Raw genomic sequence first — 15,343 nt, forward strand, 5'->3', positions numbered from 1 at the left:
AGGCAAACACGTAGGGTCCTTGCAGCGGAGGGTTTTCTGGCGATTTCCATCTTGCTCGAGGGCCCTACGTAATCGCCAGCCCCGCCCTGCCGCCCCGGCATCATCACCGCCCCACCCTCACCCTGGTGAGAAAACCTCACTGGGTCCCCCCGCAATCGGCAGCTAAGAGGTTCCGCCAATAGGTCAGGGGCGCCGGGGCGGTCGGGTGTCCCAGCGTTGTCGGATCCAGGCCTCGCGGAGGAGCCTGCGGGTAACGATGATGGCGTTGGCCAATCCGATGAAGGCCTCAATTACCCGGATGCGTTTCTCGATGCAGACGGCCAGTTTCTTAAACCCTCTGTTGTGCCAGGAGTTGGTCCGTTCCACCACCCAGCGGGCGGTGTTCTGAATCGGGCCGGGCACGCCCTTGACGGCGATCTGGTGCTTACAGCCCAGCTCGGCAAGCAGCTCGCGAGTGGCACCCGAGTCGTCGCCGGCGTCCAGGTGCACGGTGATTCGCTCCGGGAGTTCGAAGCCGAACTGGGACAGCGTCTCCATCGTGGGGCGCAACAACGGGGAGTCGTGGCGGTTGGCCGCAGCGACCACGGTCCCCAGCGTGGTCCCGGCACCGTCGACCAGCACGGAACGCTTGGTGCCTTGTATCCCGCGGTCCACCGGTGACCGCCTGGCGGCTTCTCCGCCGCACGGGGCCTTGGTGATGCACCCGTCCACCGCCACGTCCTCCAGCTGCAGCCCGATCATCTTGTCGCAGCCGTCGAGACACAGTTGCTCCAGGCCGGCGAAGGCTCCGCCCTCGATCCATTCATCGCGCCGGCGGCGGATCGTGGTGGCCGAACATGATGTCGGCGATCTTCTCGTAGGCCGCCCCCAGGACGAGAACCTGGACGAGCTTGTCGAAGACCACGCGATCCGGAATCCGTGGCCGGTGGCAACCACACGGATGCTCGTCCACCACAGGAGGGATTAGCACCTGGAACTGGTCCCAGATCGGTTCGATAATGCACGATGGAACAGCAGGCACGAGTGCTCTTGGTCAACACACTGATTCTCGACAAATCCGTGTCTACCAGGCCTCGTGCCTGTCTCATGCCACCGTCCCACCACACCTACTGGCAGAACCTCTTAGCTCCGCTGTTTTTCAATCTCGTCTCTCAGTTCTTCGGTATGCGACTGCCAGCCATCCTCCAGTACTCCAGCGAAGCGTCGGAGTACTGGCCCTCTTCCTGCCACTTTGATCAGATTGCGTCTCTTGGGATAGAGCGAATCTAGTTTCTGCCGACCCTGAACATAATTCTCCCCAGCCGTCTCCGTGCTAGTGGGATGGAAGTAGAGATACGCCTCATACGCTGCTTGAACGAGCTGAGTTGTTGCGGTTCAAAGCGGGCCTGAAGCTCTTATGGCGAGCACAGTTCCTTGCTCTGCTACTTCGTTCAGGCCTTTCGTCATCATGTCCAGCTTTTCTCGGCCGGTCTCTGTAGTCGTAGGCTGACCAGAGCTTAACCACTGGAGTGTCGAGCCGGGGTTGTACTCGAGCAAGTAGACTCGGGATACTAGAGAATCCGCTTTGCCTTGCAACTCCTGATGTCTTTGGTGAGCGCGCTGTGCATAATGACCAGATTGCGTTAGCAGTCCTCCCGCTGCTACACCAACTAAACCTATAACTGCTGGAACCCAGCTGTCAGGGATGCTGGGTAACCAGTCCCAGCTCAGCGCCATTACATTCACTGCGCTTCACTATCAGGTCCAAGCCCTGCCTCAGGGTCCGTCTCGGCTTGAGCCTCACCTTCCGCTTCGGTCTCGGTCTCAATGTCGCGATATGTGGGCCAACCATCGTCGGCAATGACGAGCCGCCTGAGAAGGCTTGAGAGCTGATCTATCTCAAGCGAGTCGTGCAGCAAGTTCTCCCCTCCAATGCGGTGAAGGTGCTGAAGCGCAACGGCTCGAACGACGAGTACCCCCAGTTGACCGATGATTTGCGTGCTCGCCGCATCAGGCTGTCGCCTCTCCTCGTAATGCTTAGTCTTGTTGTACACCTGTGCAAATGCTTTCGCGAGGGCAGTGTTTGAATGGCCCGAGCGTGAGAAATTGAGCTTGCTCCGGACGATGCAGCGGTACATGTAAGTTGCAGCGGTTGGCCGGGGTCGCAGAGCAGCGGAATAGGTGGCTTCCTCCTCCTCGGCTTGAGGAAGCTCGTGCCCTATCGCTTCGACGGCAATCCCTGAGGCGATCACCCGTTCCTCCGCGGTGTAGCTCTCTCGCTGCAGTATTCCAAGTACAGGACTTGTGACGCGGGACCAGTAATCCCGGTCGATCAGCCAGTCTTCAAGTTGTGCGACATCAACGCGGTTCATTGATGTGAGACCGAGGGTAGGCTTCCTGTCATCCGCCTCGTCCTTCGCCACGTCACGGAAAGTTGATGGATGAAGTAGTGGCAGTTCGCGATTTGCGCCCTGTGGTTTCACTCGATGGGCTGTAATCCAAGCGCTTTGCCCCGAGTTCAAAGCAAGGATTGCGCGCATCTGTCTATGAATGGCCAAGTGATCATCAACAGTTACATCGGCAGGGAAGGTCGTCTCGATCCAAGCATCGGCATACATGTGCAACTCGAGGCCTTCGCGAATGGAACTTCGCCAAGTAAGGCTCAGCGCTACCTCGCAGTCTCCGACATGGAAGGTAATTGCCTCTGGCGATCGTACTGTAGCTGTGTACGCCTGCCCCCGTCCATCGTCATCGCGCTCATGCTGGGTTGTAAACACGCTCCTGGCAATGAAACCGCCGAGCCCAGTCATTGTCGACTTCAGCCAAGGGACTGAAATGGGTTTGCCGAAGGCCGGCTCATCAAGGCCTTGGATGGTGACGTCAGGCCTTAACGTGAAGTTGACGCCATAGGAGAAATTCTCCTTCCTCCTGATCATGGTGCAGTTGTAGAAAGTTGCCACTCCCTCTGAGCAGGAAAAAAGAAGAACCTTCGGGATAGTCGCGGAGTCCTGCGCCCACCTGTGTACTTCAGCATGTTGAGGATCAGGCTCTTCGAAAAATACCTGGACTGGGTAGCTGAACTCAAGCGTCGGTCCCCACACCGGGTCCACCACGTAACTGGCATGTTGGTACGGCAACGTGTCGTCGCCGTCAATTACGAAACCTACAATTTGGTCGCCAGGTTTCATATCTGTGAGCTTCATACTTGCCTTCACCTCGGGCTTATCTCTGATCGTTCAGAAGGTAATCCTGCCATTAGGAGACTCCAGGGGTCCCCTGGGTTTGTTCTGGGGGTGTCCACCCTTCCGCGACCAGCACGGCTGCGACCCGGTCGGTGACAGCGACGGTCTCGCCTTCCTCCGCGAGGCCTGGATCCGACAACGCTGGGACACCTGCCCGCCCCGGCGCCCCTGACTTATTGGCGGAACCTTCAAGCTCGCCACAAACGAGACATAGCCCGAAGCTCAGACGACGGTCGCAATACCCTATGTTCAACCCGTGACGTGTAGCCCTTGACCAAGAGTCGGAAGGGCCCCTTCCCCACCGCCACCCCAGCGCACTTCTTCAAGCTCACCTGCACACCAGTTCAACAGTTCCCACCCCTTGTCGCTGGCGCCATCTCGGCTTGCAAACCGAGACGAAGGTGGGTGAATCCTTAGACCTAAAACAGTCTATGGACCACGCTGTCCGGCGATTAGCCGGCACCACGACTTTCAAGTTCCCTCGACACCACGCTCCAAACGCTTGAACAGCTCCGCTCCGAGTTGGGTAGCCCTCAATTCTTCGCTTAAAGAGTCCGGTGTAAACGTTCCGTTCGCCGTTCCTCCGTCCATGCTCCCTGGGTTCATCAAAAGGCCGCATCGCAGGAGATCTTGAATCAAGGGGAGGACCGCGTCGTCCAGCTTAAGGCCGTCACTGACTGTTTGCACTGATACCGCCAGCCCTGGTCTCCAATAGTTCATACCATTCTTCATCTTCTTGCTATCGACAAAATACTTCAGGGCACGGATATGAGGTGGTTCGATCACTGAAAGAATTCTGATCCAGATGCTCTCCCTGTCTATGAGCGCATCGTCCTTAAGTATCGAACCAAGCGACCGACCCAAGGAAGCAGCTTTACTATCGAGTCTTGTGCGCCGCGCAGCGTCGATAGCTTCCGCAGCAAGGAGTGCATACTCGTCGTTCTCCACAATACGGGCGATTAGGGTCGCAGGATCAGCGCTGGCTTGAACGGACGCCGCCTGAAGAAGGGCTTCCACGCGTGTTTCCTGCTGCTTCTGCAAGTTTCCTCTCAGCACCTCAAGGGCTGCCACTCCCGCAGCTATCGGTACACTCAAAGGGGGAACTAGTGCACCTAGCGCGGCTCCCCCGGCAGCCAAGAGAACGCTTCCTCCGTTGCCCGTGCCTACTTGGTGCACAAGCGGCTCGAATTCCGGTTCGAATTCCTCATCTTGGTTGGTATCGGTCGGCTTCATAGCGCCCTTCTCTGTCAGGTACTTCTGCCACTCAAAGTTGGGTCAGTCTCCCAGACACCTCGGTCGCTATTACCAGTGTGACCCCGATACCTGTAACTCCAACCTGAAGGAGGTAAGTCCATCTATGGCCCCAGGAGCGTTCGAACGAGCAGTCTAGCCCAGCACGTCCGAGACATCCGCGGCTTTGTTACTCAAGCTGTCCGACGAAATCGATGATTTGGTCGCCGGAGCTGCCAATAGTCGGGCGGCTCCGTCCTCCCCAACATAACTCACATTATGGTGTGGGTGTTGAGCTATCGGGTGTGCCTGCCGAAGCGCTTGAGATTCATGGCACCAACGGCTCCGGCCTATGCGGGGCACAACTGCGTGAGCAGCCTGCGGCTTACACTCGGAGGCGTGGCTACGTACGAACCCGCCGAGCTCGCTCGGGAACTCGGCTATACGGACGAGCAGCGACCGGGCAAGGTCGTTCGGGACTACCTGCGCAAGAAGTACCCTGGGCATCCGAAATACCAGAGGTGGGTACTCGATGAAGCTCAGGCTGCAGACGTTCGTGTCAACGTCCCGCGGAAGCCCTGACTGGTCGCATAGTGGAGGGGCAGCCAGGCGCCAATAGGGTTGCTGGCGCCGCGCGTCAGAGGAAGAACGGCTGGCAAGTCCTGCAGTGATAGCCGGGTCCTCAACAAGCACCTCAGGTGCCTGCTTCCTCAAGGCGGCTAGGACCGCTCCATGAGCATGGGCATTGTGGGCAGTGCGGCTTTATCTGACGACGGAAGGTACTTCTAATTCAGACAGGAGCTTCACCTTCCGCGAGGTCTTACGACCCAACTCTTGATCGAGGGTGACTTTAAGCCCTGCCGTGAGGATCTCGAGTCGGAGGGTAGATAGGACCTGGTCCCTCCTATCCGGGCTGTATCTCCTACGAGGAGTCCCAGCCGCCTCGGCGTCGGCACTACCCCGCGGGTTCTCCTGTACCTCGGGAAGAATCTTCAGCTTGATGGCCTCGTCAAGGATTTGAATGATGGCGTCACCTTGCATCCTGGTAGACGATGCTTGCCATACCGCATCCAGCACTTCCTTCTCCTTAGAGTCTGCCGCCTCGCTCTTCGCCAGTGCCCGGAGCATTCTGAGCCCGTAGACGTTCAACTTCTCGTTCCCAGACAGTGTGGCCTCCAGCGCCCATTGGGTGCGCGTCCACCATTCGGAGTTGGCTGCCAAGTTTCCCTTCCGTTTTGGCAGAGGGCTCATTTCCTTCGTTGGAACCGTCAGTGGCTCCTTCCGATGCCGACGGGAGATCAAGCCAAAAGCGACGACGGCAACAGCTGTCAGAAGTATCGCCCCGACGACGATGACTACCCACCACGTCGACGAATCAGTACTTGCCGAGGTCAACCCTTCCGGGACGGCGATACTCCAGCCGGCCATGGTGGCCGTCCGATCGTTCATCATGTGACCACCTCCGTGTTCGTCCTGGTCCTCATAACTCGATGGCGTCGTCAAGGAGCTCCGTTATCGTTCTGAGCAGTTCGGGGTCGGCCGTCGGAGCCCCTGGCGGATGGTCATCGGAGCGCGACACCATTCCTATGGACCGGGTCCGTGCGTCTCCGCCGTCACCGCCACGTAGAACCCCCGCGAAGCCAGCCCAGGTGCCGGAATCGCGGGGGTTTTGCACTTGCGGAACAGCCTCAGCGCCCGATGCGTCCGCCGGTGGGTGCGAGACGGGGCCGGCATCGTTGCTATCTCTTCAGCGCCTCCCCTAGGCTGGAATCGATGCCCGATGACGGTCGTCATTCCTACCAAGGGAGCGTTCCATGCGCGCTTTGCAGATCGAATCCGCCGGTGTACTGAAGGTCAAGGACGTACCGGTTCCCGAGATCGATTCCGACGAAGTCCTCGTGAAGGTCGCGGGAGTTGGCCTGTGCCACTCGGACATCCACGTGCGCCACATGCCCGAGTGGCCCATCCCGAACATGACGCTGGGCCATGAGACCGCCGGCTACGTCGAGAAGCTCGGCGAGAACGTCACCGAGGTCACCGAGGGCCAGGCAGTCCTGGTCTACCTCGTCTGGGCGTGCGGAGTCTGCCGGCCGTGTATCGAGGGCCGCGACAATGTCTGCGCGAACAATGGAGGGCGGCTGGGTATGCCTCCCTGCCCGGGGCTTGGGCCCGACGGCGGTATGGCCGAGTACATGAAGGTCAAGGCACGTTACCTCGAGCCCCTCGGTGATCTCGATCCGGTGACCGCCGGCCCCCTGGCCGACGCCGGGCTGACGCCGATGCATGCCGTGAACGGCGCCCAGCACCGCCTCACCCCGGGTTCCACCGCCGTCGTCATCGGTCTGGGCGGCCTCGGACATATGGGGCTTCAGATCCTCAAGGCCACCACGGGTGCCCGGATCATCGCCATCGACTCGAGCGAGCAGAAGCTGGAGCTGGCCCGCAACCACGGTGCGGACGAGACCTTCATCAGCGATGGTGAGACCGCAGCGAAGGTCCTGGCCCTCACCGATGACTACGGTGCCGATGCCGTCTTCGACTTCGTCGGTGTCCAGCCGACCGTGGACCTCGCGACGAACATCATCGCCCCCGACGGCGCGCTTCGTTTCGTCGGTCTGGGTGAGGGATCTTTCACCTACGCAGCAGACGCGCTCACCTCGACCTTGCCGTGGGGTGTCGATGTCCGCCGTTCCTACGGCGGGACACGCTCCGATCAGCGCCAGGTCATCGAGCTCGCCAAACTCGGGAAGATCTCCGTCGATGTGAAGCAGTATTCCCTCGAGGACGGCATCCAGGCCTTCGACGACCTCGAGGCCGGAAACGTCCCAGGACGCGCCGTCCTCGTCCCATAGTCGACAGCATGACGGCCCCGTTGGGAAAGACCTCGGCGGGGCCGTCATGACATGCCGGTCAGGTTGAACCGGCCATTCTGCACAAGTAAGATCGCTAGGCTCGCAGACATCATGGACGAAGATTTCGTAGGCCTGCTCTTCCTGCTCGCATCTCTCGTCGGTCTGCCTGCCATAGGTGTCTTCGTCACACGACAGGCGGCCGAGGGATTGATCGGCCGGAATGCCTCCGGCGGAATTCGTACGCGCTACACCAAAGCATCAGACCCCGCCTGGATTGCCGGGCATACAGCTGCACTTCCGGTAGTGAAGACGATGTGGCTGGCCGCAGGCGCGGGAGTTCTCCTGACCATCAGCGCGCAGGTTCTCGTCGGCGGGGAAGCAGGCGCCGTCGTCGGCGTCGCCGCGCTCCTCGCCCATGTAGCGATTCTGCTTCGCGCTGCCGCCGTTGCCAACAGCGCTGCCCGGTCGACTACCGATGATCGAACCAGAAAGTATTGAGCCCGTGACCTCCTCAGAGAACAGGCGACAAGCAATCCCCATCAGCTTCACCTCCCTCGACGCCGTCGGGCATGACCGCGAATCCCTGATCGACTTCATGACGCGTAACGAGTTCCCCTTCCACGGGAAACCCCAGCCCGCCCGAGAAGACATCGAGAACGCCATCAGCGAGGGCGCGTACCAGGACGAGGACCATCAGTCCTTCTGGATCGACCATGACGAGATCGGACGTGTCGGCTTTTTCCGGCTCGAGGACCTCAGCGAACCCACTCCGGTCTTCGATCTGCGACTCGACGGCACCTTCCGGGGGAAGGGGCTGGGCATGGAGATCCTGCAGGCCGCGACACGGCACGTCTTCACCTCGATGCCGCAGGTCGACCGGTTCGAAGGCCAGACCCGGGAGGACAACATCGCGATGCGCCGAACGTTCCTCAAGTGCGGCTGGGTCAAGGAAGCCCACTACCGGGAGGGCTGGCCCGTGGACGGCGGTACACCTCTCGCGTCCGTGGCCTACGCGATCCTGCGGCGAGACTGGGAAACAGGCCGGACGACGACGTTCGTCTGGGAGGATCTCGTTCTGTGACCGAACATCCCCGAGCGCCTGAAAGATCCGCGATGGAGGCCGTGTTTGGATGAGGCCATGACGAATGCTCCCCCGATGCGGTCCCTGTCGAAGCTCACCGACGGCGACTGCGTGGCGATCCTGTCGCCGTCGTTCGCTGCCCCTGGCTTCGCCCCTGCTGTCCGTGAGCAGGCGATGAACCGTTTCTCGACGGCGACCGGCCTGGACCCCGTGGAGTTCCCGACCACCCGCCAGCTCGGCGCGAGTCCCCAGGATCGCGCCAGGGACATCAACGCCGCGTTCGCCGACCCGAGTATCCGGGCGATCCTCGCGACGGTCGGGGGCGACGACCAGGTGACCGTGATCCCTCACCTCGACGCCGAGCTTGCGCGCGACGACCCGAAGATCTTCCTCGGCTACAGCGACAACACGAATCTGCTCAATTGGCTGTGGACCAACGGCATCCCGGGCTTCTACGGTGGCTCCAGTCAGGTGCACCTGGGCCCCGGACCACACCTCGACGACGTCCACCGTGCCTCTCTTCGAGCTGCCCTCCTGACAGGGGAGGACCTCGAGATCAGCGATCCCGGAGAATCGGAGGACTTCGGTCGGGACTGGCTCGACCCGCGGGCCCTGACCGAGTTCGGCGACCGCGACAAGACGGAAGCGTGGGTCTGGGCCGGCCCGCGACGAGAGGTGAAAGGCCGCACCTGGGGCGGCTGCCTCGAAGTGATCGACCAGCTGGCCATGGCCCACCGCATGCCCTCGGCCTGCGATCTCGAGGGCGCGATCCTGCTGCTCGAGACGAGCGAGGAGCTCCCGCCCGCGAGCGCCGTCAAGCGCTGGGTGCGATCCCTGGGAGAGGCAGGCATTCTCGGCGCCGTTGCCGGAGTGATCGTCGCCAGACCACCCACCAGCAGCTTCTCGTGGCGTCCGGACTCCGACGAGCGCGCCGCCCTGAGGGAACAGCAACGGGACGTCGTTCTTTCGCAGCTGGGTCAGTACAATCCGGACGCGGTGGTCTGCGTCGGCGTTCCCTTCGGGCACACGCGTCCGCAGTGGATCCTGCCCTACGGCGGCGGGATCACGCTGGACGGTGCGAGCCGGACCATCACCGCGCACTACAGCTGAGGCGGCGCTGCCTACGGCGGCAGCAGAGGTCATGGGCCTACGTTGACCTCGAGGATCAGCCGCCTCTCCTCCTCGGTGAGGGTGGATGCGGCCAGAATCTCCTGTAGCACCGCGGACTTGCCTGCGATGTAGCGGTCGATGGTCATGCCCGGTTCTCGTGCGAGGTGCTGCTTGACGGCTCCGTAGCGGTCATGGAGATCGGACCGCGCACGCAGGACGTCGCGGACGGCCAGATGATTGCGAAGATGCAGCGTGTCGGCGACGCAGAGATACACGCTCCGGGAGGGCCGTTCATCCGGTGCGGTGAGGGCTTCGCGATCGGCCAGGCCGAGGTCGCCGCAGTGGACGTACCCGCCGAGCTCGAGCGCCCTGATGGCATTCGCGATGTGACGGCGCTGCACGACGACGTCGACGTCGAGGAGCGGCTTTGCCGGTAACCCCGCGACCGACGTCGAGCCGACATGCTCGATCGCGTCCACCGGCACACCGGCCAGGATCGCGGCCAGCTCTCCAGCGACCACCTCGAACTGGCGGGCCCACTCCGGAGAGTGAGCGACAACCCGGATGCCGCTGCTGTACCGGTCGTTCACGCGGATCACACTACCGACGTCGTCGATGTCTGCGGCGAGGACCAGCAGGCTGCGTCAGGGCTCGAGCAGTCCCGACGGGAATGCGATTTCCTGCAGGGCTACCAGGTGATTCCGCCACGCCCGCTCCCCCTCCTTCGTGAGTTTCAGCCACGTGCGGGGGCGCTTACCGATATAGCCTTTCCGGATTTTGACGTAACCCACCGATTCGAGCGCGGTGGCCTGCTTGCTGAGGACGGAGTCGGACACCTGGAGATGGTCACGCAAGGTTGCGAAATCGATCTCCTCCGCCTGAGCCAGAGCCGCCGTGAGGGAGAAGCGCACAGGATGACCCAGGGCATCGTCGAGCTGGCGTCGCGGATGGTCGGGGGTCGCCAAAGCGTTCATCGAGTTGCCTCGTACCAAGCGCACGACGTCGTCGAGACCGTCAGCGACGCGGCCACGACGCCCGCGAACCAGAGCTCTCCAGGGAAGACGAATCCGGACAGTAGCATCCCGGCCATCCAGAGCGCGCCCCAGAGCCCCATGTAGATACCCCAGCGAAGTCCGAAGCCTCGCTTGCTGGTTCGGGTGAAGAACAGCACCGTGCCGAAGAGGATCAGCAACCACACCCCCATGAGGATTGCAGGCAGGGTCGGGGAAGCATCGGCAGCGAGCCGTGCATAGGTGAAGGTGAGAATGCCCATTGAGGAAAGAGCACCCAGGCCCAGCAGGAAACTGATAGCGGGCCAGCTTGCGCCGGACCGCACGCTGCTTCCGACTCGACTGGCTTGGTCAAGCAGAGCTTGGGCCTGTGCGGCATCGGGCGAGCCCGGGGTCATGGTATTCGTCGTGTCCTCCTGAAAGCGGATTGCGTGGTTACACTCTCGCAAGTGATTTCCAGTCTGGCAAGTACTTTCGGCAGACACTTGATCTCCGAGGAAGCGGTGTTCAGCGAAGGATCACGGCAGGAGCAGCGACACGGCGAAGACCAGGCAGCCGACGGCGTGACCCGCGAGGACCTGCTCCGGAGTGTGGGCTTTGAGCCTCACCCGGGACCACCCGACCGCGGAGGCCAGGAGCAGGGCAAGGGCCGGCCCGAGCGCCGGGACGGGCGCGAGCAGCGCCAGTGCGATGTAGGCAGCCACGGCTGAGTGCACGGAGAGCTTCCACACCAGATTCGCCAGCAAACAAAGGACCAGACCGATGAAGATTGCGCCCATAGCACCGAACAGCTCAGCGGGCGCCTGCAGGAACATCAACAGGAGCACCCCGATGCCGAGCGAGAGTGCGGCGAACGCCATCACGGGGGCACGATCCTCGCGCACGCTGATGTGGTGATCCGTGACAGCACCTCGATGCTTCAGCCACAGGAGCAGTGCGAAGGGCAGACCCACGGTGAAAACTGCTGCCGTAATCGACTGCAGCCAGGTCACCCCGGGAGTGAGCAGGGGCTGCGCCAGCAGGAAGACACCGACGAGAAGCGTCGGGGCCAACCCCTCCGTGATGATCAGTGCCAGCGACCGGCTGAGACGGCCGCTTGCGGGCGAGGCGGTTTCCGGCATCGACCGATCCTATGCGCAGACCCTCACGAAGACCTCGATGAGCCGAGCGGCATCTATGAGGTCAGTGAAATTCGCTGGGACACCCAGACTGCAGCGACTTGATTCAGATACTCGTCGTGACAGGCCTGCATCGCCCCCTCAGAAGCCGCATGCGGGCCGTCATAGGAGGAGCTGAAGCCCAGTTGATTGCCATCCTGCTCAACACCACCGACGCCGAACCCCTTGTCCTGGAGGCAGTCTCTCGTGGCATCGACCGCATTCCGGTACTCCGCTTCACTCACGACCAGGTCGTCCAGGACGGCCCGCTGATAGTCGCTCTTAGTGTCTCGCATGTCGCGTTTCTCGACTTCGGAAAAGGACGGCGCACATCCGGTCGATACGACAACGGCACAACCGAGCAGTACAACTCGTGCTGCATTTCTCGGCGGATTCTGCCTACCCATCGCTGACGACCTCCTACGGCCTACTCCCCAGGGCCAGGGCCGTAACGCCCGGCTGCTTCGGCGTAGTAGGACCGCATCCCGTGCTTCACGCCGAACCGGACGACCACGTATAGCACCAGGGCCCCGATGACCAAAGGGATGATCCACACCAGGAAAACGATGCCGAACGAGAATCCATCCAGTGCCACGATTGCCCCCATCTCATACCGGTTCGTTGAAGCTCAGCCTAGCCCGACCTCTGACCGAGCTCCAGGATTGCAGGCCGGCGCGCTATACTACACAAGAGACATTGCGCAATACTTCTTGTGTAGTAGGTTAATTCGATGGAACCGCAACGGAATCTGCACGACGCCGCCCACCTCCGCGTTCTCGCTCATCCCACCCGGCTCCGTCTGCTGGGGTTGCTCCGGCGTCTCGGCCCCCAGACTGCGGCGAGCCTCGCCGAGCACGTCGACGAGGCTCCCGGCACCCTGAGCTATCACCTGTCGAAACTCGCCGCAGCGGAGCTGATCGAGCAGGATCCGCGCCCCGACAGTGACCGGCGCGAACGCTGGTGGCGGGCGAGCCAGGAGCAGACGGTGTGGGACGACGCCGACTTCGCCAGTGACCCGGAGAAATTCAGGGTCGCGAAGGACTACTACCGCATCCTGGGCCAGCACTACGCCCGCCAGTACGAGGCGTACGTGGAGTCCATGCCCCAGCTGGACCGCGTGTGGGTCGACGGCGCCGTCGGCAGCGACCGTCGACTCCGCCTCACCGCGGAGCAACTACACGAACTCCGCGACGACTTCCATGCACTCGAGGAGAAGTGGGCGGGTATCAGCGCCGACCACTCGGCCGGCGATGGTGCGGAGGAGATCTTCCTCCTCATGCAGGCGTATCGCAGCGCCACATGAGCACTCCCGGACGGGCGCGCCTCTCCCTCACAGCACTGCTGATGGCCCATACCCTCTCGCGCACCGGGAACGTCGTCACCCTCTTCGCCATCCCCTTCCTCGTCCTCGAAACCGGCGGTGGGGCGATCCAGGTCGGTATCGCAGCAGCCGCCACTACCGCCCCCGTGGTCCTCGGTGCGCCGTTGGGCGGCGTTCTGGTGGACCGCATCGGATACCTGCGCTCGTCGGTCGGCTCCGACGTCGTGAGCGGGATGACGATCGCTCTGATCCCCGTTCTCGCTGCTCTGATCGGTCTGCCGTTCCCGGCACTGCTCGCGCTCGTGTTCCTCAGCGGGCTCCTCGACACACCCGGGGAGACAGCGCGCCGCGTCCTGCTGCCGGATCTCTTCACCAAAGCACGGATTCCACTGGAGCGTTCCGTCGGCTTCCTCGACGGCGCCACCCGCGCCGCGACCCTCATCGGGGCGCCGCTGGCAGCACTCCTCGTAGCATCGCTCGGAGCTTTCCCCGCGCTTCTGGTCACCGCTGGAGCATTCGCACTCTCCGCCCTTGTTGCAGGTGTCCTCATCCGTCCGGCGGCGCCGTCACCATCGACCGACGCCGTCGCCGATGCGATCCCGGGCGGTTATTGGGTTGATCTGCGCGATGGGCTGCGCTTCGTCAGAAGCGATCGCCTGCTCCGACCACTGATCCTCCTGGTCCTGGTGACGAACACGCTCAACGCCGCGCGGGGCGGCACGCTGCTGCCCCTCTATGCCAGCCAGGAACTTGCCGGGCCGGCGTCCCTCGGCGTCCTTGCCGGCTCGTTCGGCGGTGCAGCGCTCATCGGCTCGATCGTCTTCGGTTTCATTGCCCACAGACTTCCCCGCCGCGTCCCGTTCGTCATCTGCTACACCCTTATTACCGGTTCATCGCTCGGTCCGGCACTGGGTCTGGATACCCCCTGGCTGGTCGGGGTGTTCATCCTGTCCGGTCTGGCGGCCGGAGCCATCAACCCGATCATCGGCGCCGTCGAGCTCGAGCGCATTCCACCGCACCTGCGCGCTCGGGTCCTGGGGCTGATCACCGCCGGAGCCTGGGCCGGAATGCCCCTCGGAGGTCTCCTGGGCGGATTCGCTGCGAACTCCTTCGGCCTGACGGCCACCTTCACGGCCGCCTTCGTCATCTACCTCGCCGTGACGCTGACTCCGCTGCGCGGCGGGCCGTGGAAGCTGATGGAACGCACGGATGCGCCGGGCAACCGAACGGAGAGAGAAAGCCCCGGACAGGATCAGTCGGTCTTGTAGAAGATTCTCACCTGATAGGTGGCGTCCGGATCACTCGTGGTCACCTCGGTCGATTCCTGACCTGCCGAAAGAGGCAGCGACCAGATGGTGGTGGCTCCGGGAGCCTCCTCGTTGACGCCGTCGTCGCACAGGGCTTCCCCGCCGCCTTCCACACCGAAGGTGCCCGGGCTGAGGCACATCAGCGTGATCGAGATAGTAGTGGCGCCCTCCGGTGCAGGGCCGAGATCGAACGTGGTGGTCCCCGTATAGGTGCCCGTCACCGGGTCAGCTGCGACGGATGTACCCGCCGACGACGGCGTGGCAGGAGTGGGTTCTCCCCCGGGCTCCGGCTCGTTCTGCGCCGTACAGCCCGAGAGGAGCGCTGCCAAGAGCAGGGTCACCGCTGGAACGCCCACCCGCATCCGTCGTGTCATGGGTCAGAAAGTACCAACAGAGCCGCAGAACTCCTCGAACAGCAGTACATCGTTATCAGGATGTGTTGTCCGAAGGGACGAGAAGCTTCACCCGACGATGCTGGCGGCGTCGAGGTCTGGTGCCGGGTCGGTGCGAAGACGTGCGTGGGTCTCGACGTCGAACCGTTGGCTGCCGTAGCGCAGCTTCCCGCGCTCGATCCCCTCGGGAACGAAGCCGGCCCGCGTGGCGACCCTGCACGACGCCGGATTGTTCACCCGGTGCCCCAGTTCGAGCCGGAAGAGGCCGTCGTCGAAGGCCCAGCCGGCAGCAGCACCGAGAGCCCGCGCTGCATAGCCGTTGCCGCGGGCTGCGGAGACGAGCCAGTAATAGGCCCAGGCCGTGCCGTGATCGCGTTCGACGTTCGACAGGCCGACATTGCCCACGACGGCGCCGTCGACGTTCAGTGCCCAGGTCCGGCGGGATGGCAGTGCGGCAAGATGCCCGGCAACGTATTTCTGGGCGTCTTCGACGGAGGCGAGCTCGGTCCCCGCGAACTGCGTGGCCAGATCCGGATTCTCCCGGTACGCCGACAGGAGGGCCGGGGCGTCGTCGGGCGTCCACGGGCGGAGTTCGAGGGTCATGGCCCCTATCGTGCCGCACTGCTCCCGCCGTCGGCACGGCGAACCGGCTTGCACATGGC

18 protein-coding genes and 1 pseudogene are annotated in these 15,343 nt (G+C 62.8%); 7 read left to right on the plus strand and 12 right to left on the minus strand.

From position 1 onward, the window contains the following. Positions 1-183: 183 nt before the first annotated feature. From E8P82_RS10690 to E8P82_RS10700, 3 genes and pseudogenes are all read right to left on the minus strand, one after another. Positions 184-1,021: pseudogene (locus tag E8P82_RS10690) on the minus strand (IS5 family transposase). 700 nt (positions 1,022-1,721) lie between these two features. Further along, positions 1,722-3,182: an ApeA N-terminal domain 1-containing protein gene (locus E8P82_RS10695; protein ID WP_136454792.1), complete on the minus strand. Its 1,461-nt coding sequence runs from the start codon at positions 3,180-3,182 to the stop codon at positions 1,722-1,724. A gap of 510 nt (positions 3,183-3,692) precedes the next feature. After that, positions 3,693-4,454 (minus strand): hypothetical protein, encoded by a 762-nt coding sequence (locus E8P82_RS10700; protein WP_136454794.1) that lies wholly within the window; start codon positions 4,452-4,454, stop codon positions 3,693-3,695. 396 nt (positions 4,455-4,850) lie between these two features. Between E8P82_RS10700 and E8P82_RS10705 the strand changes: the two genes are divergently transcribed. Then, the gene (locus tag E8P82_RS10705) at positions 4,851-5,033 is read left to right on the plus strand and encodes a hypothetical protein (RefSeq protein WP_136454795.1); all 183 of its coding nucleotides are present in this window, start codon (positions 4,851-4,853) and stop codon (positions 5,031-5,033) included. 180 nt (positions 5,034-5,213) lie between these two features. On the opposite strand, the gene E8P82_RS10710 is transcribed toward E8P82_RS10705, so the two are convergent. Continuing rightward, positions 5,214-5,903 (minus strand): hypothetical protein, encoded by a 690-nt coding sequence (locus tag E8P82_RS10710; protein ID WP_136454797.1) that lies wholly within the window; start codon positions 5,901-5,903, stop codon positions 5,214-5,216. 362 nt (positions 5,904-6,265) lie between these two features. Between E8P82_RS10710 and E8P82_RS10715 the strand changes: the two genes are divergently transcribed. From E8P82_RS10715 to E8P82_RS10730, 4 genes are all read left to right on the plus strand, one after another. Beyond that, positions 6,266-7,303, plus strand: a complete 1,038-nt coding sequence (locus tag E8P82_RS10715; protein WP_136454799.1) for an NAD(P)-dependent alcohol dehydrogenase — start codon at positions 6,266-6,268, stop codon at positions 7,301-7,303. 111 nt (positions 7,304-7,414) lie between these two features. Beyond that, positions 7,415-7,801 carry an SdpI family protein gene (locus E8P82_RS10720; protein WP_136454801.1) on the plus strand — a complete coding sequence of 129 codons (387 nt, stop codon included), beginning with the start codon at positions 7,415-7,417 and terminating at the stop codon, positions 7,799-7,801. A gap of 34 nt (positions 7,802-7,835) precedes the next feature. Beyond that, positions 7,836-8,384, plus strand: coding sequence for a GNAT family N-acetyltransferase (locus tag E8P82_RS10725; protein WP_136454993.1), 549 nt, complete (start codon positions 7,836-7,838; stop codon positions 8,382-8,384). A 57-nt stretch (positions 8,385-8,441) separates the two neighbouring features. Continuing rightward, entirely contained in the window at positions 8,442-9,494 is a 1,053-nt protein-coding gene (locus E8P82_RS10730) for a S66 family peptidase (RefSeq protein WP_136454803.1), read from the plus strand. 29 nt (positions 9,495-9,523) lie between these two features. Here E8P82_RS10730 and E8P82_RS10735 read toward each other — a convergent pair whose 3' ends face one another. The 6 genes from E8P82_RS10735 to E8P82_RS15040 form a co-directional block, all read right to left on the minus strand. Next, positions 9,524-10,084, minus strand: coding sequence for a GrpB family protein (locus tag E8P82_RS10735; RefSeq protein ID WP_136454804.1), 561 nt, complete (start codon positions 10,082-10,084; stop codon positions 9,524-9,526). 54 nt (positions 10,085-10,138) lie between these two features. Further along, positions 10,139-10,468 (minus strand): winged helix-turn-helix domain-containing protein, encoded by a 330-nt coding sequence (locus tag E8P82_RS10740; protein WP_136454806.1) that lies wholly within the window; start codon positions 10,466-10,468, stop codon positions 10,139-10,141. Beyond that, positions 10,465-10,767: a hypothetical protein gene (locus E8P82_RS10745; protein ID WP_136454808.1), complete on the minus strand. Its 303-nt coding sequence runs from the start codon at positions 10,765-10,767 to the stop codon at positions 10,465-10,467. Before E8P82_RS10745 ends, E8P82_RS10740 begins: the two co-directional genes overlap by 4 nt. 255 nt (positions 10,768-11,022) lie before the next feature. Next, entirely contained in the window at positions 11,023-11,625 is a 603-nt protein-coding gene (locus E8P82_RS10750; protein WP_136454809.1) for a phosphatase PAP2 family protein, read from the minus strand. 53 nt (positions 11,626-11,678) lie between these two features. Then, entirely contained in the window at positions 11,679-12,068 is a 390-nt protein-coding gene (locus E8P82_RS10755) for a hypothetical protein (protein WP_136454811.1), read from the minus strand. A 20-nt stretch (positions 12,069-12,088) separates the two neighbouring features. Then, entirely contained in the window at positions 12,089-12,256 is a 168-nt protein-coding gene (locus tag E8P82_RS15040) for a hypothetical protein (RefSeq protein ID WP_168796553.1), read from the minus strand. 135 nt (positions 12,257-12,391) lie between these two features. On the opposite strand from E8P82_RS15040, the gene E8P82_RS10760 reads away from it, so the two are divergent. Further along, positions 12,392-12,964, plus strand: a complete 573-nt coding sequence (locus E8P82_RS10760; RefSeq protein WP_136454813.1) for a winged helix-turn-helix domain-containing protein — start codon at positions 12,392-12,394, stop codon at positions 12,962-12,964. Beyond that, positions 12,961-14,250 carry an MFS transporter gene (locus tag E8P82_RS10765; protein WP_136454814.1) on the plus strand — a complete coding sequence of 430 codons (1,290 nt, stop codon included), beginning with the start codon at positions 12,961-12,963 and terminating at the stop codon, positions 14,248-14,250. Before E8P82_RS10760 ends, E8P82_RS10765 begins: the two co-directional genes overlap by 4 nt. On the opposite strand, the gene E8P82_RS10770 is transcribed toward E8P82_RS10765, so the two are convergent. Next, on the minus strand, positions 14,235-14,645 hold the full coding sequence (locus E8P82_RS10770; protein WP_211096858.1) for a hypothetical protein: 411 nt from the start codon (positions 14,643-14,645) through the stop codon (positions 14,235-14,237). The genes E8P82_RS10765 and E8P82_RS10770 overlap by 16 nt on opposite strands. A 105-nt stretch (positions 14,646-14,750) precedes the next feature. Beyond that, entirely contained in the window at positions 14,751-15,284 is a 534-nt protein-coding gene (locus tag E8P82_RS10775) for a GNAT family N-acetyltransferase (RefSeq protein WP_136454817.1), read from the minus strand. Positions 15,285-15,343 lie beyond the last annotated feature (59 nt).

The organism is Arthrobacter echini (genome assembly GCF_004803505.1).
GTDB classification, from domain to species: domain Bacteria; phylum Actinomycetota; class Actinomycetes; order Actinomycetales; family Micrococcaceae; genus Arthrobacter_D; species Arthrobacter_D echini.